Consider the following 21,516-nt stretch of genomic DNA (forward strand, 5'->3'; position numbering starts at 1 on the left):
TTGAACAGATGCAAGAGGATGTAAGAAAAGATTTTTTGCCGTTAGTTTCTAAATCATGGAGGTTCATGACCTGGCTGACCCGAACGTCGGCTGCACTTTTATTACTGGTGATGTCTTTAGTGTTATTGATATTGCCTGTTATGATTTGTAAAAATGTTACAATACTTGTTGTAGTATCAATATTGTACTATCCGGCCTTAGGTTTTGGTTTGTACCGTTTTATTCTTTACCAGAAGACAGTCAGAAACAGAGAAGTTAAAAAGATTATAGTTGATGATAAGGGAGTTCATTACGAAAGAAAAAATGGTACAACAGACCATATTCTTTACGATGATCTGGAAAAATATAACCTTGCAGATGAATATGATGTAGATCTTAGCCCCCGAAATAAAATCTATGTATTAAAAGTAAAACACAATGACTCTGTAATAAATATAGATTTTGATGGAGTGGACGCAGGTTACAGCAGCTATATTGTCAATCTCAATGCTTTACGGAGAAAATATATTCAGGGAATTGTTTACTTCAGACCGGATTTGCGTATAAATCCTTCCGTTTATACTGCATACAATATCAATCCTGTAGATTTTACATTTGATAAAAAGGAATATTGGACAGTATTTGCGAAGACTTTAGCTGTATTAATCCTGCTAGGTTCAATATTGGGATGTATTATGCTTGGACTTGTTAAATGGCTTTCTAAAGATCAGATTTATTTACACTAAACATCATCCGGCAAAAATTTCACAGTCTATTAAATTTATTCTCACTTCTCAAAATCTTATGCTTATATTTATTTTTCTTTTAAATTTTGTTATTTGGTAAACAGAGACATGATTTAAAATTAATTGAAAAGCAATGGTGGAAAATTTTATTTATTACTTAGGACTGGTCCTTGTCATTATCGGGGCCATTATGCTGGCCAATCGGCTGAAAGTAGCCTATCCTATCATACTGGTTATCGCAGGACTTCTTATCAGTTTTATCCCTGGACTGCCGGTGTTAAAAATTGATCCCGAACTGATTTTTATTATTTTCCTGCCTCCGCTTTTATATGAAGCAGCCTTCGCCGTTTCATGGAAGGAAATATGGAAAATGAGGCGAATCATTACCAGTTTTGCCTTCATTGTGGTTTTTCTTACCGCAATAACTGTTGCTTTTGTAGCAAATTCATACATTCCCGGATTTTCATTGGCATTAGGCTTTGTATTGGGCGGAATTGTATCGCCACCGGATGCTGTGAGTGCCGGAGCTATTTTAAAATTTGTAAAAGTTCCTAAAAATCTATCAACCGTTTTAGAAGGGGAAAGCCTGTTCAATGATGCTTCTTCGTTGATCATTTTTAGGTTTGCAATGGTAGCGGTGGCTACAGGACAGTTTATATGGCAGGATGCGGCCACTAGTTTTGGATGGATGGTCTTCGGAGGTCTGGGAATTGGAGTCATATTAGCTTTTGTATTCCTTAAAATTGAAAAAATATTCCCTACCGATGTTAATATGGATGCTATCCTTAGCCTGGTAGCTCCTTATGTGATGTACATTGCCGCGGAAGAAGTTCATTCTTCGGGAGTATTGGCTGTAGTGAGCGGAGGATTATTCCTTTCCGTAAGAAGACATGAAATTTTCAGAACTTCACAATCCAGGTTAAAAGGTTCCAATGTCTGGGAAAGTTTTGTATTTCTGATCAATGGAATCGTATTCTTACTCATCGGATTGGATCTTCCGGAAATTATGGTAGGTTTAAACAAAGAAGGAATAAGTCTATCCGATGCTGTCGGTTATGGACTGTTGATTACAGTTGTACTGATTATTGTTCGTTTGCTTTCTTCTTTCGGTGCCGTTTTTGTAACATTGATTATGAGAAACTTTATTAATGTAGCCGATAGAAACCCCGGAATGAAAGCTCCAATACTGATGGGCTGGACGGGAATGCGCGGAGTGGTTTCTCTTGCAGCGGCATTATCTATTCCGGTAGTGATGGAAAACGGGCAGCCTTTCCCACATCGTGATCTTATTCTCTTCATTACTTTTATTGTAATTCTTGCCACTTTGATTGTCCAGGGGCTTACATTACCTGCTTTGATCAAAAAACTCAATTTATCTGATGCCGGAGGAGGATATTTGTCTGAGGAAGAATCTGAACATTTTCTGAGAAGGGAAATGCGCAGGATAGCTTTTAAATATCTGGATGAAAATTATAAAGAAAGAAGAAGCGAAAATGAATATTTTAGCAAACTCATGGATCGTTGGGAACAGGAGGATAAAGAAGATTCCATTCATAAGATGTCAGAAGAAGCTAAAGCAATCTATTTTGAAACCCTCGAACAGCAAAGAATCTGGCTGCGGGAGGAAAACAGGCGCAACCCGAATATTGACGAAGAATATATAAGACATTATCTAACAAGACTGGACCTTGAAGAAGAAAGGCTCAGAATGTAAAAAATAAAGGGAATGAAAAATTTAAAAAAACAGCTCGGGCAATTTCCCGATGAAAAAAGAAAAGAATATTTTAATACACTTCCCAATTATCTTAATGGGAGATTTCAGAATATATTGACAACACCTTCTTTACTGGAAGGAGAAAGTATGACCAAAGTACTTTTCCATACTTTGTGTAAGGTGGAAAATACTTCGCCAAAAACGGCACTCCCATTTGTAATAACAGATCTAAAGAACCTTCATCCGGAAGAAAATGTTTTGGTATGGTTCGGGCACAGTTCCTATTTCATACAGGTAGATGGCAAAAAATTTCTGATAGATCCCGTTTTCAGCGGAAATGCTTCCCCAATGCCGGGTTCGATAAAAGCTTTTCAGGGAGCAGATTATTATAAACCGGAACACATGCCGGAGATTGACTTTCTGCTTATCTCACATGACCATTGGGATCATCTCGATTATAAAACCGTTCAGGAATTAAAAGATAAAGTTGGTAAAGTCATTTGTGGTTTGGGTACGGGCCAGCATTTCGAATACTGGGGCTGGGATTTTGACAAAATTATCGAAAAAAACTGGTGGGAAAGTATAGACATCGCGGAAGGTTTCAGAATTACGCTTACCCCTGCAAGACACTTTTCAGGAAGATTACTGAACCGTAATATCTCACTCTGGATTTCCTTTGTTTTAAAAACACCTACGAAAAAACTATTTTTGGGCGGAGACAGCGGTTATGGAAATCATTTTACAGAAATTGGAGATAAATATGGCCCGTTTGATCTGGCCATTATGGAAAACGGACAGTATAACGAAAAGTGGCCTTACATTCACACTTTGCCGGATCAGCTCATCACAGAAATAAAAGAATTGAAAGCCAATAATTTTATTCCTGTCCACAATTCCAAATTTAAGCTGGCTCAGCACGCATGGTATGAACCTTTAGAACTGGCCTCAAAAAATGCAGAAGAAAATAATATCCCCATTACCCTTCCCATGATTGGTGAAAAAGTAGACCTGAACCAATTGGGAACCATAACCTGGAAAAAATGGTGGGAGGACTGTTGGTAATGCATACATTCCTTTTAGTTTAAATATAAAAACCTGCCCATTACTGAGCAGGTTTCTTCCCTCTTATCAAAAAAGTAATCACTACAAAGGTTCCTTATGGTTAACCTTCGTATGAATGATGTCGTAAAATACAGCTGGTGTATTGGTATCAGGAGTAATTCTGTAAGTGAACGTTGTTTCATTCAGAACCAGAATATCCACAACACGTGTAAAAGTTGGAGTGGTAAGAGTTCTCTTCTTCCCGTCAGGAGAAATAGACCATGTACCTTCCGATCTCAATACATCATTTAATCCGAAAATTTTAAAAGTTCCGTTAGCTTTGAAGTAAGAATATCCTACGAATCCGGCAACACTGGCATCATTTAATGCAACATTATTTCCGCTTTTATCCTTCGCACCGGTTGTTTCCCATGGAGTAGAAGCTAATGTAAGCTGTCCGTTGGTGGGTTCCATATGAGAAGTTCTTGTGTGGATGATGTCATAATACACAGAAGGATCACCTGAATTAGGACGGATTCTGTACGTGAATTCATTTTTGTTCAAAACAAGAATCTCAACATCACGGGTGAAAATAGCAGTTCCATCGGGGTTCAATGCGGCAATTGTTCTTGTTTTTCCCTGAGCATCTACAGACCATGTTCCCATAGATCTCAATACATCAGTCAGATTATAGATGGCAAACTTTCCGTCTGCCTTGAAGTAAGCAAAACCTACATATCCGGCCACGCTGGCATCTGTAAGTGCTACACTATTTCCGTTTTTATCTTTAGCTCCGGTAGTTTCCCATGGAGTAGATGAAAGTACCTGTGAGGGAGTCTGCTGTTCAATAATAATTTCATTGTCATCACTTGAACATGCAACGAAAGATGCTGACAACAGTGCCGCTACAGACAGATAACATAATTTTTTCAGTGTATTCATAAGGGTATTTTTTAAGTCTTTGCAAACTTATTTCTAATAAATATCAAAACGTTGTACAGAATATCTCTTTTGTTGTAGAAAACATAACAGATCATGAATTGAGGTAAAGGAAATAATGTTAATATTGAATTCTGTTCAAGATATCAATATTGGCAAACATTACTATTGATAGGGGGAATTCCCCTCTTTTGGAGGGGTGGCGAAAATTCAAAGAATTTTTGACGGGGTGGTTTTAATATTCCTGGATAAAAACATATTTTTTACCCTAAAAATTCACCAAAAATTCTATTTTTGAGTATGAATAACAGAAACCGCGGAAAAAACACGGGCGATGATACCTTGTTTGGTTCAGAGAAACAGATCAGTAAACTGAAACTGGCTGTTGAGGATATGCGGTATCTTCTGACCAGAGAGTACCCGGAAAAAGCGACTTCAGACCTTGTTGGTAACCGATATAGATTGAAAACCCGCCAACTACAGGCTTTAAGGGGGGCATCAGCATCAGATTCCCAACTTTCTAACAGAGAATCGAAACACGTAGAAACTTTAGATTTAAAAGGGCAAACGGTTTACCTTGATGGTTTTAATGTTCTGATTTTATTGGAAAGTCTGCTTTCCGAAGCATATATATTTGAAGGATTGGATGGCTGTTTCAGAGACCTTTCCGGAGTTCATGGAACCTATAAAAGAGTCAATCAGACGGTAAGAGCGGTAGAATTGACGGCTGCTTTTTACAAGAAAAATCAGATTCAGAAGCTTGTCTGGATATTTGACAAGCCGGTTTCCAACAGCGGACGAATTAAACAGATTATTCTTGAATTTGCAGAACAACACCAACTCAACTGGGAAGCTGATCTGCAGTTTAGTCCGGATAAATTTCTGGCTGAAAGTTCAGAAATTATTATTTCTTCTGATGCCTGGATTCTTGATCACTGTAAAAAATGGTTTAATCTGATTGGTTATCTGATTCACGAAGAAAATCTTTCTGTTAATCTCATCAAAACGAAGTAAGTATGAATTTGTTTCAACCTTACATTCCTCTGTTTTCAGAAACATGGAAAAGCACATATAAAGCTGTTTTAGCAGAAGAACATCTGGAAGCTCTGGGGGAAAATATTAGTAGATTTAAGCAAAATAATTTAGAGTTACACCTTCCTTATTTTAATGAAGAAATAATCATTGACAGGAAAGAAAGCTTTGAAAAATTTATCACCATTATTGAAAGTAACAATTCAGATGAGGTGAAAACACAACTTTTAGAAACAATTCCTTTTGAACATTGGCTGAATATCTTAGGACAAAGATTAACCTCAGCAAGCATTCGTGATGAAAATGGGATTCCACCCTTGAAAACAACGCTGATCAATGCATGTCAGGAACCTTTCAATAGTGAAATTACCATTGCACAGAGAGCCTGGGAAAAACATATTGGAAGAATGGATGACGACTTTTGGGGAGAAATCAAAGGAAACAATCAAGAGAAACAGGAAAAAGTAATGGCGAAAATCCTTGATATCCTTGACAACAGAACCTGGTGGAATGTTTTCTTCCATTACAAACACAAACTGGTTTTTGAAGTCAGAGAAAAAGATGGCCACGGAATCCGCTGGAGCCATGGAGGAACAAAGTTAATCGGCTTTCTGGAAAAATTTCTTAACGAATAAATCTGTACCAACTACGGGAAAATAAAAAATCTCAGATTATAGTAAGCGTTCACCTATATTTTTAGTCTTTTTTCATTCTTTTTTTATTGCGTAAAAACATTGCGCAGAATACTTATAGTTTTGCAGACATAAATCAGAAGCTATGAATCAATCAGACCAAAGATTTTCAACCGAAGAATGGGAAACATGTCTCAAGGTTTTGAATGCCTTGAAAGAAAACCCTTTCCTGAATCCTGATAATAAAATATTTTCAGGGCTGATTACAAAAATTCATAAAAGTGCCAAAAAACAAAGCCGTCATGGGAATTATTCAGAAATGAAATCTCATGACCTGGCGGTGAATTCTGCCTCTGTATTGATGCAGAAGGCATTGGCAGGCGTTTCTGATTTTTATGATGATGAAAAAGAAGAAGTACAACTTACAAAACTTCAGATTCCCAAAAACTGCTACTGCTGTAACCAGAGTTATCAGTATGCACATTCTTTTTATTCCAGATTATGTCCTGTCTGTGCTGAAGAAAACTATGAAAAACGTTTTGAAACGGCAGATCTTACAGGAAGAAACGTAATCCTTACAGGAGGAAGAGTGAAGGTAGGTTTTGCCACCGCATTGAAAGTATTGAGAAATGGGGCCAATTTGGTTTTGACAACCCGTTTTCCGGCACTGGCGATGGAATTGATGCAGCAGGAAGCAGATTATGACAACTGGAAAGACAGATTGTGGATTTACGGTCTGGATTTAAGAAATCTAAAAGCTATTCAGGATTTTATCAATTTTTATAAATTCAATTTTGATACGCTGGATATCCTGATCAATAATGCTGCCCAGACCATAAAATATCCCGATGAATATTATCTTCCGATTATAAAACGTGAAAAAGAAAAACTTGTAGAATTTAAAAATATTCAGACTCTGATTCCGAATCAGACAGAAATTTCAAGCGAAACAGCAAAACTGGAATATGCCCAAAATGAAGAAACTCAGGTAGCACTTACCCGTTTTGGACAGCCTGTGGATAACAGAGACAAAACCAGCTGGAATTCTACTTTGGAGGAAGTTTCCATGTATGAATTGGTGGAAGTAAATCTCATCAATCATATAGCGCCTTACTTCCTGATCAAAGAACTGAAACCATTGATGAGAAATTCAGCATTTAAAGAAAAATTCATCATCAATGTAACCTCATCAGAAGGAATTTTCAGCTATGGAAATAAAACGGTTTTTCACCCGCATACCAATATGACAAAGGCTGCTCTGAATATGATGACATTGACGTCTGCAAAAGAATTTGAAAATGATCAGATCTATATGAGTGCTGTAGACGTAGGATGGATTTCTACAGGAGCGAAAGAAAGTCTCAGAAAAAAGCAGTTTGAAATGGGGTACATTCCGCCGCTGGATTCAGTAGATGGAGCAGCGAGAATTCTACATCCCGTGATAGAAGGAATAAAAGGAAATCACTTCAGTGGAATTTTATTGAAAAATTATAAAGTTCATACCTGGTAAAATCCATACGGAGATAATAGTAATAATGGAAAAATACATTTTGCTGAAATGAGTTGCAGGTTCGATTCCTGCTTATCTCCCATCATAGAAACGGTAGCTCAACGGAAGAGCGTTGGCCTTCCACGCCAGAGGCTGCGGGTTCAATTCCCGCCCGTTTCACAGGAGTACATGGTTTAAAAGGAGAAAAATACGTCTAAGAAACGGACGAGTTGCAGGTTCAAATCCTGCTGTACCTCCCAAATATAAATAATGGAGATAATAGTTTAAATGGAAAAATCATTCCTGCACAGAATGGTTGCGTGTTCGAATCACGCTTATCTCCCTAAGAAAATATCATAAAATAAAACAAAATGAACACATACATTGATATTGGCATTAATCTGACCAATAAACAGTTCTATAATGAACACGAAGAAATTATCAACCGGGCCTTGGACCAGGGAGTAGAACATATGATTCTTACAGGAACCAGCGTGAGAGGAAGTAAAGAATCTGCTGAGATTGCAGAAGAGTATCCGGAAATTTTATTTTCGACAGCAGGGATTCATCCTCACGATGCCAAATCTTTTAACGAAGAAAGCATCATTGAACTCAGGAAATTATTAAAACAGGATCATGTAATTTCAGTAGGTGAGTGCGGACTGGATTTTGACCGTGATTTTTCCCCCAGACCTGCTCAGGAAAAATGTTATAAAGCCCAGCTGGAACTGGCTATAGAAGTCAATAAACCACTTTTTCTTCATGAAAGATCCGCATTTAAAAGATTTAATGACATCACAGATGAATACCTTTCCCAATTACCTGAAGCCGTTGTACATTGCTTTACCGGAACATTGGATGAAGCGAAGATCTATCTGGACAAAGGATTTTATTTAGGATTTACCGGAGCTATCAGTGATGAGAAAAGATTTAAACATCTCGAAGACGTTATAAAATATGTTCCTCTTGACCGGATGATGATTGAGACAGATGCGCCATTTATGCTTCCGAAAAATATGCCTAGAATGCAGAACAGACGAAATGAACCCTCCTTTTTACCTTATGTAGCACAAACAATTGCTCATTTGAAGAGAATCAGTATTTCCGATGTCGCAGACGAGACTACAGAAACGGCCAGAAATTTTTTCAGACTATAAAAAAGAGCTCGACTGATAAAGTAAAGCTCTTTTTTTATAAACAAATTTGTCTTTCTACTTTTACAGACTCTTTATTGCTGATTCTAAAGCCAGTTCCATCATTGGGTTCAAAGCTTTTTCTCTTTCGTCAGCAGAGATTTTTTCATGCGTAGGGATAATATCCGTTACGGTAAGGATAGTCGCAGCATTTTTTCCTAAGTGCTGAGCATTGGCAAATAAACCGAACGCTTCCATTTCTACAGCAGGGCAGTTGTATTTTGTAGCAATTTCAGGAGTAGCAGGATCTTTTCTGTAGAAAATATCACTACTGTGGATGTTGATTGCCTTAGCGTTTAATGATAATTCTTTAGCCGTTTCATTGATGGTACCAAAGATATTTCCCTGGTGAGGAAGGATTTCATCTTCAATTCCCCATGCATATTTGGCATAAGTACTTTCGCTGGCAGCATTTTCAATATTTAAAATATCAAAAAGTTTAAGATCCGTATTGTAAGCACCACAAGTCCCGATTCTGATAATTGTCTCTACTTCATATTCTGTAAATAACTCAAAAGAATAGATCCCGATACTTGGGAAACCCATTCCACTAGCTCCTACAGTGATCTCTTTTCCTTTATAAAGACCTGTATAATAAAAAATTCCTCTGGTTTTACTTACCAGCTTAGCATTTTCTAAATAATTTTCAGCAATATACTGTGCACGAAGCGGATCCCCCGGCTGCAATACTACTTTGGCAATTTCTCCTTTTTTTGCACTGATGTGAATACTCATAATGTTATTTTGAATGGAGCAAAGATAATAACTTTTAGATTGTCTCCATGATTACGATAATGGAAACAGGGAAGCCTTCTCAGATCAACAGAATATATAAGATGTTATCAATAAATGTTTTAAATAATATTATATATGAAGTCTTTTGTATAATTCAAAAAGTAATCTGGTAAATGCAGAACAATAAAAGAATAATACGGAGCAGGTATGGTGGAAGCAGTCAGACTAGTTTTGCAGAAGTAAAACAATAATTTTTTTTTAAATGAGAATAGAACATATTGCCATCTGGGTTAAAGACCTTGAAAAATCCAGAGCATTTTATCAGAAATATTTCGGAGCTGTTTCCAATGAAAAATACCATAATCCTGTCAAAAATTTTCAGTCTTACTTTTTAAGCTTTGATAATGGCTGCCGTCTTGAAATTATGACCAAACCAGATCTCAGAGAAAGCAAAAATTCTTACGAATCCCAACAGTATGGAATCATCCATCTTGCATTTTCAGTAGACAGCATAGAAAAAGTAGATGAACTTACAGAGACGTTAAGAAAAGACGGATATACAGTTGCGGGAGAAGCACGTACCACCGGAGACGGTTATTATGAAAGTGTAATCCTTGACCCGGAAAACAATATTATTGAAATCGTAGCCTAAACCGTCATTACGGGAAGCTTCAGCGACGAAGCAATCTCTTAATAGGTTGGAAAACGCAAAGGCGCAAAACTTAATCAGTGCTGTGTATTAAGTCGCAAGGATTTATCTCCGATAAAATTAATACTACAAATTATAATCCTAATAAAGCAAATTATTGAGTCTTATCCTTGCTGAAAATCTCTGATTTTCTAGCGCCTTAAAAACAGTATAAAGATTTCAGCTTAACGTCTTTGCGTTTTCCAACCTTATAATTACTCCAAAGAATCCATATTTAACATGAATCTTCACTTTAAAAATTTTATTCTCAACGAAATAATTTTATTTTTGTTAGATCATGGAAACCAAGTCACCGTTTTTAGACACGATCTTTTTGCTTCGTAAGGAGGAATGTATTACCCTCTTCTCAAGCTTACAGCAAATTTCCCCTCAGGAAGAGGCGGAAGCAGGAGATTATTTTGAAACAGAATTTGAAAAAGAAAGACTGGAGTTTCTATCTGACCAACTTACCTGTAATAAGGAAACTGCCGTATGGGCAGCAAAAATTCTCTATCACAGCGCACAGCTTTATCTGATCAGAGAAAACACAGAGAAAAATATTGAAAATCTTATTCCCGTATTTAAAGGAAGCCGGAATATCTCTTCTATCTTATCCGCAGACTTATCATTGAGGTTTTTACCACAAGTTATTGTTGCTTTAAACTCTGTAGATCCGGAAGATCCTTTAATTGCCATGCTGGAAAATATTCTGACACAGTTTCATTATTCAGGAATCGGGTATGATCTCGATCTGAAAAATATCAATTGGCAGGAAGAATTGAAAGACACAACCTATAGAAAACTCTATCTGGAAAGAATTGTTGAAAAAAAAGATTATAAACTGGCGGAAATTCCGTTCATCAATAAACTAATAACAGCCGAATTCGGAATTCACAAAGACGCATTCTGGCGAGAACTAAAAACTATAACCGAGGAAAACAATGAAAACGTATGAGAAAGTATTTGAATTTTTAACTGACCCTACTAAAGAAACCTTTCTGAAATGTCGTGAGCTGGTAATCAATGATCCTGAATATGACCCTTATTCCGAAGACATTGAAAACATCCAGAATTTACTCAATGAAGGAAAATTTGAAGAAGTTATACAATATGTAAATGTCAATATTCTGTTAAGCCCGAGAGCCCATATTTATAAATATTTTGCATACAAGGAATTGGGTGATGAAAAAGGAAGGAGTATTGAAATGACAATCGCTCAGATTATTTTTGAGTGTCTTGAAAGAACCGGAGACGGAACCAAAGAATCTCCCTATATGATTACAAGAATTTCTGACGAAAGAGATTTAGCAAGGCATCACCTCAACAAACAGGACGTATCCCAAAATCTGGTTAAAGATGGAGATAAAATCATGGATGTCCTTACACTTGATGACGGAACGCAACTGTACTTTGATATCAAAGATCCTTATCAGAGACTCGCTTTTTCATTCAGCAAAAGAAATGAAAAGGCAGAAAGTAAAGACGAAGAGAAACCCCACAAGAAAAAATGGTGGAAATTTTAATTTTTTAAATCAATGAACCAGAATATCAATCAACTCAATACAGTCCTTACCTACGTAAAAGAAACCTTTGTAGGTAAAAGTGATGTCGTAGATCTGTTGGGAATCTGCCTTTTGGCAAGAGAAAATGCTTTTTTATACGGTCCTCCGGGTACGGCAAAATCGGCGATTGTCAGAACGTTGGCAAAAACCGTAAAAGATGGCAAAAACTTTGAATATTTATTAACCCGTTTTACAGAACCGAACGAGATCTTCGGACCTTTTGATATCAGAAAACTGAAAGAAGGAGAACTTCTGACCAATACGGAAGGAATGATGCCTGAAGCTTCCATGGTTTTCCTGGATGAAATCTTCAACGCCAACTCTGCTATTCTGAATTCCCTTCTGATGGCACTTAACGAGAAGATTTTTAAAAGAGGTAAAGAAACAAAACACTTACCTGCACTGATGTTTGTGGGGGCAAGTAACGTTCTTCCCGAAGATGAAGCATTGAACGCGTTGTTTGACCGTTTTCTGGTGAGAATTAATGTAGATTATGTAAAACCTGAACTGTTACAACAGGTGCTTTTAGCCGGAAGAAAACTGGAGAACCAGGAAGAAGTGGAAATTCCGGAAATCCATGCCGATGAGATCAGGCAGCTTCAGAACCTGTGCAGAACCATAGACCTTAAACCAATCTATGAAGTTTATCTGAATACCATTATGAGTCTTCGGAATACAGGAATTGCCATCTCAGACCGTAGAGCCGTGAAGCTTCAGAACCTGATTGCTGCAAGTGCCCTGATCTGTGGAAGAAAAGAAGCCGTGCTTTCTGACCTCTGGGTATTGAAGCATATCTGGGATACCGAAGAACAGATTGAAATTCTGGAGGGAATTATCAACAGGACCATAGAGAAAGACGATCATCCGGACTCTCATCCACAGGCGATGCACAACAAAACTCCCAATCCCGAGGAAGTCATGAAAGATGTGACAATTCTTGTGGAAAAATGGAATGGCGGAATGCTGAGCTTTGAAGAACAGAATGTAATAAAAGATAAACTGAGATACCTGCAGACCCGTTGTGACTGGATCAGAAATCCTGAACAGAAGCAGTATATCCAGCAAGAAATTGAAAGCTTATGGCAGAAGATCCTTCAAAGCGTTTAAAAGAATTCTGGGCAGAACTTCCCCGTGCCGATGAAGACTTTCTGGGCTCCATCAGAGACTGGAAAAACATTCAGATTGCATTGGATGAAGAAACAATCTGGCTGAAAGGCTTTACCGATGAACAGGCAGAATCTCCGGAAGTACAGCAGTTACCGGACTTTATCCTGTATGAGCTTCGTGATGGCCTTTTATTCAGGAAAGAAGCTTTGGTTCCGAGTAAAAAAATGAGGACAGCATTACTTTGGATATCCATAGACAAGGCATTACAGCTTACTTTCCCACCTTCCAATCAAAACTATTTTGGAATTCAGGAACAGGTTCGGGTAAGATTAAAAGAAAGTAATGAAGAGAAGCCTGTAATCGCTTTATTAAGCAATATTGCTGATATTAAAGAAAGTATAGCAGCATTACCAAAGTTTAAACTGGAAAAAATAAAATGGACTGTTTTAGGAAATAAAGCCCTGTTTATAGGCATTCCATTATTAAGCTTTCCCGGAAAAACCTATTGGACAAAAGACAGACATTTATTGCCGGCCGGTCTGGATTTTGAATTTAAAAATCTGAGTACGCTTTTACAGCAGAAATATAATAATGAGCCGGAAGGATGGCTACTTTGGGATGAAAACGGGAATTATCTTTTAATAAAAGAAACAGATTTCCGTCCTTTATCTATAAGTTCATTCCGTCTTACAGAAAAATCAAGAGAATGGAATTAAAGTTCTATTTCCAGTCCTATGAAAATTACTTTTGGGAATGGAAAACTGATGAAGATGTTCCCGGTGATTCCGGTTATCATGAAAACAATCTCCTCTCGGTTCCGGGAGTGGGAGCGATAGCTTACAGGCCTTATGTGATGGAGATTCTCAAAGAACTTCAACCACAGGGATGGCCTCCCTTTGGAGCGTTGCTGATGGTTTTGTATGCTATGCAGGATGGCTATATTGATTTTACAGGCCCTTTGAGACATACCGCTGAGTTTTACAGTGGGGAAGACTTTGAATTCAATGTGGAAAAACAAATTGAATTTCTTGAAAAGATCCAATCACTTCCCAATGTTTATAAGCAGAAACAAAACAGAATTGTACTGCTGCAGACCTTATTCAGCAATGGTCATAACAGGGTGGCCTCTCTTCATGCGGATATTTATTTAAAGATCTATTATAAACGACCGCAGGAAATTGCTATCAGTGCAGAAAAACAAGACGAAGGTTCAATAGCTTTAAACAAAGATCTGAGTGCTTTGAATCTGAATGAAAAATTTCCTACAGTACAATCCATCATTGATGCAATGAAAGGTTTGATCGACGAGCCTGAGCTGGATGATGAGGTGGTAGAAGAAGAAACAACAGCAGATACGGATAAAGATTTCATCAAAGAATTAATTGAAGAACCAAAAACATTTCAGGTAGGAAGCCTCATCAAAAGAATATGGAGCGGTCTGAAAATTCCTATGCGCCACCTTTCTCCCGGAGAACAACCTATCGGAGGAATTTCTGATATGACCAACAAAGGTGATTTTCACAGGATGCTTCTCTCCGAATTTGCCAATGAAGATGAGGTTTTCATGAATCGGGTAGCCAATAATGAAGCACTTTATATTCAAAGAGAAATTCCTCCTGAAGAAAATATTTTTGAAAGAATTATTCTCATTGATACTTCCCTCAGAAATTGGGGAACTCCAAAAGTATTGGCTTTTGCCTCTGCAATTGCTGTTATCAAACATCCGAAAGCCCATTCTGAATGTAAAGTTTTTGCCCTAGGACAGGCAGGTGTTCCTATTGCCCTTAATAAAGTAGAGGAAGTGGTTGAAAACCTCAATCAGGTGAGTCCGGTTCTGGAAGTTTCCGAAGCGTTGGAACATTTTTTTAATCAGGAACATACTGAAAAAGATATTGAAGTGTTCTTCATTACCCATGAGGAGAATATGGAGGATGAAAAAGTGCAGCGGGTAGTTCATCAGAACAGAGACAGACTTAAGTTTCTGGTAACTACAACATCAGATGGTGAAATTAATTTTTATAAACATCATAAAGGAGCCAGAAAACATATTCAGAAAATAAAACTTCCATTACAGGAGCTTTGGGCCAATCCGCCACAGCAGAAACAGTCCGTTCATAATTTCAATGGAAAGAAAACCGATCTTCCGCAAAATTATCCTGTCTTATTTCCAACTCCTGTTAATAAGATTGCCAAGTTTTTATATGATGGCGAATTTTTCATTCTTAGTTCTAAAAAACAATTATTGAAGACTTATCTTTCTGATAATTATTACGACAAACATTCCTATGATTACTATAAAACACATCATGGCTGTGAAGTTCTGTTTGATAACATTTCCATAAAACCTAAAGGACAGTTTGCCCTTGCAAAAAACAAGCAGCAGCACTTTATTCTGTGCCAGTATCAGCATGATCAGAAATTAATATCAAAGCTTAACCTTAATACAAGAGAATATTCCGAGCAGAATCTTACAGGGATGAATATTCCGGAGTCGTACAAACTGATTTATTTTGGACGGAGCTTTTATCTTCATCATCCGGATAATTCTACCCACTATAAAATAAACATGGAGGGAAATATCTCTGTAGAACCTATTACCGGAAAAGATAAAGAGTTTGAAAAAAATAATATAAAAGCTGAAGCCGAAGTTGCGAAACTGAAGGGAAGCGGATTGAGAATTATCAATAATTTTAACAAAATAGGAATCAATCAATATGAAAATCTGGTTATTTCCGGACATGAATTGTACAGTTCTTCAGAAAACACACTGGATTTTTCCAAAAATAAATATGATATTAAAATTTTTGCTGAGCAGAACAAAAATAAATTTACATTTCCCGATGGAAGCGAAATTATTACAGACTCACGGGGAATGCTGACTTTCCGAAGCAGTAACAAAAGTATCGAAGAATTTTTTATTCCTTCCACAGCTCATGGGTTTCTCTCTTTGGCAACCTATACAGAATTTGGCGGATCAGAATATTATCTTCCGGAACATGCCTTGTTGAAAGTAAGAACAATGGATGATATGTGTGACAGGTTTTTAAAACCGTTTATAGAACAGATTTTGGATTATGGAGCTTAGAATAAAACCTTTCCCGAAAAATAATTATCCCAAAAAGGGGCTTTTGATCAGAGGCTCTTCACCTGTGGTATGGCTTCAGGAAATGGAAACGCTTGGTATTAATTTAAGCCAGATAAGAACTTATGCAATTCCTGCCAACAGTCCTAATGTGCTGTATGGTTGTTTTCTTGTTTTTAATGATTATGCTCCGCAGGAAATAGGTAGAAATGCTTACTTTCAATGTATAGACAACAGGCTTTTCATTCCTGAAAACACTACTTTTTATCCCAAAATAAATACAGAAGACTGGGCACAGCTTGATTCCCGCTTTCTGGTTATGCATCCTGAATTCGGACTCGTAAAACTCTCTGAAGAAATCGAATGGATTTCATTAATTCAACAGCCTGGTATTATAGACGAAAACATCAGAAAACCGCTGAACGGAGTTTCAATTCCTCAAAAAATTGAAAGCTATACCGTTGAAATAGATGATGAAAAAGTAATGGAAGCTTTACAGCCAAAACAAACCGAAGAAGAATGGATGAATAACCTCCCATTTGACCTTAAAAAAGTGATGGCCGGAAATAAAAAAGAAATAGAAAAGTACTTACAATATATTGAAAAATATCCTGAAAGAGCAGTAGAACTGGGTGTTTCGCTTGATGTAATGGGAACTTCCAGAGGTGACGGCTTTGGCAAATTTACCTGGCTGGAAGGGTTATTTGGCGGAGGTTCAAGAGGGAAAACCGAAAGTCCCGGAACAAGAAACTTTCGCAGAATATTCTGGGCGGTGATTATTGCGGCAATAGTCTTAAAGATAGCATTACCTTCAGATAAAGATAACCCCGGACAGGAAGAAAATACAACCTCTTCCGGAAAAATTGAAAATAATGCTGTGCAAGCTCCTTCTGATATGATTGCTTTCCAGTCCGGGACCTCAGAAATTGATCTGAAAATAGATTCTATATATCATCAGGAGAGAAAAGAGTTGTCCAAAGAACTGGTTCACGCCGGGATCATAGAATCCAAAACAAAAGAAGACAAAGAAAATTATAAAAAAGCTGGTGGAAGAGAGGTCAGTGAAATAGGGAGAGATATCGGAAAGCTTGTGAATAAAGAAAAACAAAGCCGGGATTCTCTTAAAACCATTTATACCCAAAAGATCACAAAGCACCTTGAACAGAAATCTGAAAAGCTGGAACGTAAAATTTCAGATTCTCTCAAGCAGTATACCAAAGGAAAACCTGTAAACGGGGAAGTCGTAAAATTTCTGTTGAAAAAGAAAAAAGCTTTGATGGCTGATTCCTTGGGTAAACTTTACGGAACATTGGATATCGTAGACCCTTCTTCAGCTTCCATTGATAAATCAAAAGTGAAAGCTGTGGGGAAGGAAGGAATTCCATTGGATAAAAAAGCCCCGGTTTCAGATATTATGTATATGGTTATCCTGATGATTGCAGGAGTAGGATTGTATTTGTTCTTGTTTAAAAATAAATCGTTAAACCTTGGTGGCGATAACGTACCTGCTTGGGTGAAATTTATTTTAATAGCAATTCTTGTGGCGATGCTGGTATACTTATTTTATCCGTTGGTAAAAATGTTTGGCTATAACTGGTTTGTATGGGGGCTGGTGATCTGTGTGATGCTGCTTCTTTACCGTTTGTTCAGAGAAGATAAAACCATTTTAAAATCCGATGATGATGAATAAACAGAAATTTATAGACAAATTTATGGCAGCATTTGTACTGCTGGCCATATTTAAGGTCATCGGAATCTTTGCCCAGCTATTCCATGAAAGCTTCTGGAGCGTGGTCGGAACATTAGGAATCTTCCTAATTATAGCCTTTATTATCCTTCTTGTGATCAGATCCTTAAAAGATAAAGAACAGAACAACAGAAATTCAACAGGAAGAAAAGGCAGTGGAAGCAGTAATTTTTATCTGGAAAACTCACTTTTTGACAGAATCCGTAGCAAATACGAAGAACTCGCCGAAAAATATATTGCGGAAAACGATTATAAAAAAGCAGCAAGAGTCTATATGAATTTGTTGCAGGATAATTACAGAGGTGCAAAAACACTTGAAAATGGCGGGTTCTATAATGAAGCAGCTGTAGTATACCTTAAGAAACTGAACAATAAATCCGATGCAGCAGTTTGCTATGAAAAGGCAAAGCAATACAAAAAGGCAATTGACCTTTATAAAGATATGGAGCAGAAAGAAAAAGTAGGTGATCTCTATAAAGAAATCAACGATCTTAAAAATGCCCACCATTATTATCAAATAGTTGCAGATGACTATACAATCAATAACCAGATGGTAAAAGCTTCCCTGATATACCGTAAAAAAATGGAAAAAGCTGAAGAGGCACAAAAAGTACTGCTGAAAGGATGGGAAGAAGACAGAGACGCTTTCAATTGTTTGAATAACTATTTTGCCAATATTTTTGATGTTAAAAAACTGGAATCTGAAATACAGCATTTATATCAGAAAACTCCGGCTCACAAAAAGATCACTTATCTGGAGGCTCTGAAATATGAATTTAGAAAAGATCCGAAATTACATACCGTCACAAGAAATATAGCCTACGAAATCATTTCTGAAAAAGTTGCTACCCGTTCAGAAATTGTCAACGAACTGAAATACTTTAATCCCGATGATGAAGTGATTCTGAAAGACATTTCCAGATTTAAAACCGGAAGAAATAAAATGTTTAGGAATTAAATATTTAAAAATTGAAGAATTTAAAAATTAAAAGAAAAATTTTGCTTCATTAAATCAATGTAATTATTTGCATTATTCAGAACAATATTATTAGCGGTATTAAATTTTATCGCAGATAAAATCCTCGCGCCTTAAAGCATATTTTTTTAATATTATTTTGCGCCTTTGCGTATCTAAAACCTTCCAGAGATCGTGACAATTATAAAATAATAATAAAAAAGATTTATCTTTGCCCCAGAAAATTATGACAATACAAAGAGCACATATCAATGCAGAACTATTCGGAAGTCCTTCTAATAAAGGATTATTCGGGTATGATGAGATGATATGGAATGAGGCGAAATGTGCTGACTTTGGAAATTATTTACTGTAAACTTGTAAAAAATTAATCAAAATACAACAGAAACGCCTCGGAAAACCGAGGCGTTTTTTGTTTTTTAGGTCAGAAATTATTTAGAATGAAAAAAAATAACCATAAACATGAAAATTTTTTAATTAACAATGAAACTTTAATACGATAAAATAGAGTGATAAGCAACCCGGTGAGAGACAGTCATTTAGGTATTTAAGATATCTGCAAAATATTGCGGACAGAAATTCTCTATTCCAAAAATAAGACGTAATTAATTGGTTGTCAATGATTTGAATTGAAAATTTATTTGCGGATTCCAAAAATTCATATTTACTTTGCAACCGAAAATTGAAAGCAACAGGTTTTCAGGATTCAATTAAAAATAATTTAGAAACAAACAAAAATAAAATGAAACAGTTACACAACATATTCAATCAATATTCAAGACTATTCGGACATGAGCCGGCAGGAGTTCTGTGTATTCTTGATAGTGAAATTGTGGATGAAAGGTGCTTATATACGTGGGTCAGCTAATGATCTCTTACGTTTAAAAATATGAAGCGCCTCCCGAAAAGAGGCGCTTTTTTTATGGTTTCTTTAGCTTATTTGGTAAAGCGCCGGTCTGTGGAACCGGAGAACAGGGTTCGATTCCCGGGGATACCCAAAATATAAAATCTCATAGCTCAATTGGTTAGAGCATCGACCTGATACGTCGAAGGTTGAAGGTTCGATTCCTTCTGGGATTACAAAAATGTGAATTGTAAATTAAAAATTGACAAGCGAAGCGAATTGATTATTGACGATTCACAAAATTAAAACAATCTCATAGCTCAAATGGTTAGAGCACCGGTCTTTTAAACCGGGGGTTGAAAGTTCAAATCTTTCTGGGATTACAAAAAAGGTTCCGTAGCTCAACTGGATAGAGCATGGGTTTTCTAAACCCAGGGTTAGAGGTTCGAATCCTCTCGGAATCACAAAAAGGTTCATGGAAAATTTCCTATCCGGCTGTCTCCCGGAAAAGAAACAGAAGTGAACCCCAAAGCTGGAAAGATAACGGTGGTTGTTTACCCGTCTTGGACGCGGGAGGTCGCAAGTTCGAATCTTGCTTTCCAGACAATTTGTTCCATTAGCATAGTGGTAAGTGCGTTCGGCTTTCTACCGAACGACAAGGGTTCGATCCCCTTATGGAATACAAATGATTTCGTAGCTCAAGTGGTTAGAGTGTCGGTCTGATACACCGAAGGTTGAAGGTTCGAGTCCTTCCGGAATTACAATGATTTTGTAGCTCAATGGCAGAGCACCGGTCTGTTAAACCGGAAGTTGAAAGTTCGAGTCTTTCCAAAATCGCAGGTAACTAATTGTTAATTGTTTCAGGAGAAAAAGTAAAAGTTTGTCGAGAGCAGAAGATCTTTACGCCAAATACGAAAATACAGACAGGCTTTTCTTCTCTCCGGATTAATTAAAAATTAAGAATATCATTTATAAATTTTTAGGTAAAAATAAAGTTTGTCAAGCGCAGAAGTTCTTATATCAAACAATTTTAGACAGACTTTATTTTTTTAATCTGATGGTTCGCCGAAGTGAAAGAGTCGGGGCGGTCTGCAAAACCGTTGTGTAAACTGAGTGGGTTTGAATCCCATAACCATCTCAATGTAAAAATATAGGAGATATAAGAATCTTTTATCATCTATAGCAAAGAATATCCTTTATTAATAAAAGAAAAAGGCTGTCGAGCGCAGAAGATCTTTAATTAAACATTCAATAAAGACAGACCTTTTCTTTTTTAAGGAAAAAATGAAAAATCCGGAAGTACGCCGAAGTTGGAGAGTCGGGGCAGACTGTAAATCTGTTGCTTCATAGCTGAGTAGGTTCGAATCCTACTACTTCCACCAACCACTGATAATGTAATGGCAGCATGCAGGAAATGTACTCTTGTTGTTCAGGTTCGATTCCTGGTCAGTGGGTTAACGCTCTATTCGTCTAACGGTGAGGACGCCTGCCTTTCGAGCAGAAAACAAGGGTTCGATTCCCTTATAGAGTACTGGATGTGAATAGCTGGTCAATAATGAATTGATATAATACCATGAAAGTTCAGATTTTTAAAAAAAATTGGCCAGTTACCATTCACACAAAAAATGAAGAAAAGAGAAAAAAGGACTGTCGAGAGCAGAAGATCTTTAGTCAATAAAAATAGACAGCCTTTTACTTTTTTAAAACAAAATACATTAGGAAATGAGAAAGGTTTGTCAAGCGCAGAAGATCTTTACAAATACTAGCAGGCATAATTTATAAACAGACAGAGCTTTCTCAAACCTAGCATGACATAGGTAATAAGCAATGAGCAATAAGTAATAATCAAAAGAGAAAATATTACTCATTACCTATTACTCATTACTAATAAAATAACGCCTCTCTATTCCAATTGGCAGAGAAAACGGCTTTAAACCCCGTAAAGTCCCAGTTCGAATCTGGGGAGAGGTACAGAATATGAGTAATAAGAAATGAATAATGAGTAATTAA

Annotated in this window: 18 protein-coding genes and 13 tRNA genes; 29 read left to right on the plus strand and 2 right to left on the minus strand. The window is 36.9% G+C overall.

Annotated features, from left to right (window positions below; translation table 11 throughout):
- Positions 1-8 precede the first annotated feature (8 nt).
- The 3 genes from LC457_RS17715 to LC457_RS17725 all read left to right on the plus strand — a co-directional run bounded on the left by LC457_RS17715 (position 9) and on the right by LC457_RS17725 (position 3,501).
- Positions 9-725 (plus strand): hypothetical protein, encoded by a 717-nt coding sequence (locus LC457_RS17715; RefSeq protein ID WP_223601069.1) that lies wholly within the window; start codon positions 9-11, stop codon positions 723-725.
- A 133-nt stretch (positions 726-858) separates the two neighbouring features.
- The gene (locus LC457_RS17720) at positions 859-2,439 is read left to right on the plus strand and encodes a Na+/H+ antiporter (protein WP_223601070.1); all 1,581 of its coding nucleotides are present in this window, start codon (positions 859-861) and stop codon (positions 2,437-2,439) included.
- Between the two features lie 12 nt (positions 2,440-2,451).
- Positions 2,452-3,501 carry an MBL fold metallo-hydrolase gene (locus LC457_RS17725; RefSeq protein WP_223601071.1) on the plus strand — a complete coding sequence of 350 codons (1,050 nt, stop codon included), beginning with the start codon at positions 2,452-2,454 and terminating at the stop codon, positions 3,499-3,501.
- A gap of 81 nt (positions 3,502-3,582) precedes the next feature.
- Here the strand turns inward: LC457_RS17725 and LC457_RS17730 are convergent, their stop codons facing one another.
- Positions 3,583-4,422: a DUF4822 domain-containing protein gene (locus LC457_RS17730; RefSeq protein ID WP_223601072.1), complete on the minus strand. Its 840-nt coding sequence runs from the start codon at positions 4,420-4,422 to the stop codon at positions 3,583-3,585.
- A gap of 297 nt (positions 4,423-4,719) precedes the next feature.
- Between LC457_RS17730 and LC457_RS17735 the strand changes: the two genes are divergently transcribed.
- The 6 genes from LC457_RS17735 (at position 4,720) to LC457_RS17760 (ending at position 8,729) form a co-directional block, all read left to right on the plus strand.
- On the plus strand, positions 4,720-5,433 hold the full coding sequence (locus LC457_RS17735; protein WP_223601073.1) for a DUF434 domain-containing protein: 714 nt from the start codon (positions 4,720-4,722) through the stop codon (positions 5,431-5,433).
- Between the two features lie 2 nt (positions 5,434-5,435).
- Positions 5,436-6,086 carry a hypothetical protein gene (locus LC457_RS17740; protein WP_223601074.1) on the plus strand — a complete coding sequence of 217 codons (651 nt, stop codon included), beginning with the start codon at positions 5,436-5,438 and terminating at the stop codon, positions 6,084-6,086.
- 142 nt (positions 6,087-6,228) lie between these two features.
- Positions 6,229-7,593 (plus strand): SDR family oxidoreductase, encoded by a 1,365-nt coding sequence (locus LC457_RS17745; protein WP_223601075.1) that lies wholly within the window; start codon positions 6,229-6,231, stop codon positions 7,591-7,593.
- Positions 7,594-7,680: 87 nt separating this feature from the next.
- A tRNA-Gly gene (locus LC457_RS17750) sits at positions 7,681-7,752 on the plus strand.
- Between the two features lie 3 nt (positions 7,753-7,755).
- Positions 7,756-7,832, plus strand: a tRNA-Leu gene (locus tag LC457_RS17755).
- A 111-nt stretch (positions 7,833-7,943) separates the two neighbouring features.
- The gene (locus LC457_RS17760) at positions 7,944-8,729 is read left to right on the plus strand and encodes a TatD family hydrolase (protein WP_223601076.1); all 786 of its coding nucleotides are present in this window, start codon (positions 7,944-7,946) and stop codon (positions 8,727-8,729) included.
- Between the two features lie 60 nt (positions 8,730-8,789).
- Here LC457_RS17760 and deoD read toward each other — a convergent pair whose 3' ends face one another.
- On the minus strand, positions 8,790-9,500 hold the full coding sequence (deoD, locus tag LC457_RS17765; RefSeq protein WP_047424056.1) for a purine-nucleoside phosphorylase: 711 nt from the start codon (positions 9,498-9,500) through the stop codon (positions 8,790-8,792).
- A 262-nt stretch (positions 9,501-9,762) separates the two neighbouring features.
- On the opposite strand from deoD, the gene LC457_RS17770 reads away from it, so the two are divergent.
- From LC457_RS17770 to LC457_RS17865, 20 genes are all read left to right on the plus strand, one after another.
- The gene (locus LC457_RS17770; protein WP_223601077.1) at positions 9,763-10,152 is read left to right on the plus strand and encodes a VOC family protein; all 390 of its coding nucleotides are present in this window, start codon (positions 9,763-9,765) and stop codon (positions 10,150-10,152) included.
- A gap of 334 nt (positions 10,153-10,486) precedes the next feature.
- Positions 10,487-11,143 carry a hypothetical protein gene (locus tag LC457_RS17775; RefSeq protein WP_223601078.1) on the plus strand — a complete coding sequence of 219 codons (657 nt, stop codon included), beginning with the start codon at positions 10,487-10,489 and terminating at the stop codon, positions 11,141-11,143.
- Positions 11,130-11,711, plus strand: a complete 582-nt coding sequence (locus tag LC457_RS17780) for a DUF4919 domain-containing protein (RefSeq protein WP_223601079.1) — start codon at positions 11,130-11,132, stop codon at positions 11,709-11,711. Before LC457_RS17775 ends, LC457_RS17780 begins: the two co-directional genes overlap by 14 nt.
- 12 nt (positions 11,712-11,723) lie before the next feature.
- Complete coding sequence (locus LC457_RS17785) at positions 11,724-12,857, plus strand: AAA family ATPase (RefSeq protein WP_223601080.1); 1,134 nt, start codon at positions 11,724-11,726, stop codon at positions 12,855-12,857.
- Positions 12,830-13,573, plus strand: a complete 744-nt coding sequence (locus LC457_RS17790; protein WP_223601081.1) for a hypothetical protein — start codon at positions 12,830-12,832, stop codon at positions 13,571-13,573. Before LC457_RS17785 ends, LC457_RS17790 begins: the two co-directional genes overlap by 28 nt.
- On the plus strand, positions 13,564-15,942 hold the full coding sequence (locus tag LC457_RS17795) for a hypothetical protein (protein WP_223601082.1): 2,379 nt from the start codon (positions 13,564-13,566) through the stop codon (positions 15,940-15,942). The genes LC457_RS17790 and LC457_RS17795 overlap by 10 nt, the downstream gene beginning before the upstream one ends.
- On the plus strand, positions 15,932-17,629 hold the full coding sequence (locus LC457_RS17800; protein ID WP_223601083.1) for a nicotinamide mononucleotide transporter family protein: 1,698 nt from the start codon (positions 15,932-15,934) through the stop codon (positions 17,627-17,629). Before LC457_RS17795 ends, LC457_RS17800 begins: the two co-directional genes overlap by 11 nt.
- Positions 17,622-18,644 (plus strand): soluble NSF attachment family protein, encoded by a 1,023-nt coding sequence (locus LC457_RS17805; protein ID WP_223601084.1) that lies wholly within the window; start codon positions 17,622-17,624, stop codon positions 18,642-18,644. Before LC457_RS17800 ends, LC457_RS17805 begins: the two co-directional genes overlap by 8 nt.
- A gap of 244 nt (positions 18,645-18,888) precedes the next feature.
- Positions 18,889-19,017, plus strand: coding sequence for a penicillin-binding protein (locus LC457_RS17810; RefSeq protein WP_142719492.1), 129 nt, complete (start codon positions 18,889-18,891; stop codon positions 19,015-19,017).
- Between the two features lie 569 nt (positions 19,018-19,586).
- Positions 19,587-19,660, plus strand: a tRNA-His gene (locus LC457_RS17815).
- Positions 19,661-19,668: 8 nt separating this feature from the next.
- Positions 19,669-19,742 (plus strand) — tRNA-Ile (locus LC457_RS17820).
- Positions 19,743-19,815: 73 nt separating this feature from the next.
- Positions 19,816-19,889 (plus strand) — tRNA-Lys (locus LC457_RS17825).
- Positions 19,890-19,896: 7 nt separating this feature from the next.
- A tRNA-Arg gene (locus LC457_RS17830) sits at positions 19,897-19,970 on the plus strand.
- 68 nt (positions 19,971-20,038) lie between these two features.
- Positions 20,039-20,110, plus strand: a tRNA-Pro gene (locus LC457_RS17835).
- Positions 20,111-20,116: 6 nt separating this feature from the next.
- Positions 20,117-20,188 (plus strand) — tRNA-Glu (locus tag LC457_RS17840).
- 5 nt (positions 20,189-20,193) lie between these two features.
- Positions 20,194-20,267: transfer RNA gene (locus tag LC457_RS17845), tRNA-Ile, on the plus strand.
- Positions 20,268-20,271: 4 nt separating this feature from the next.
- Positions 20,272-20,343: transfer RNA gene (locus LC457_RS17850), tRNA-Asn, on the plus strand.
- Between the two features lie 458 nt (positions 20,344-20,801).
- Positions 20,802-20,888, plus strand: a tRNA-Tyr gene (locus tag LC457_RS17855).
- 77 nt (positions 20,889-20,965) lie between these two features.
- Positions 20,966-21,037, plus strand: a tRNA-Glu gene (locus tag LC457_RS17860).
- Between the two features lie 366 nt (positions 21,038-21,403).
- Positions 21,404-21,477: transfer RNA gene (locus LC457_RS17865), tRNA-Leu, on the plus strand.
- The last annotated feature ends 39 nt before the right edge of the window (positions 21,478-21,516 follow it).

The organism is Chryseobacterium sp. GVT01B, assembly GCF_019970045.1.
GTDB lineage: Bacteria > Bacteroidota > Bacteroidia > Flavobacteriales > Weeksellaceae > Chryseobacterium.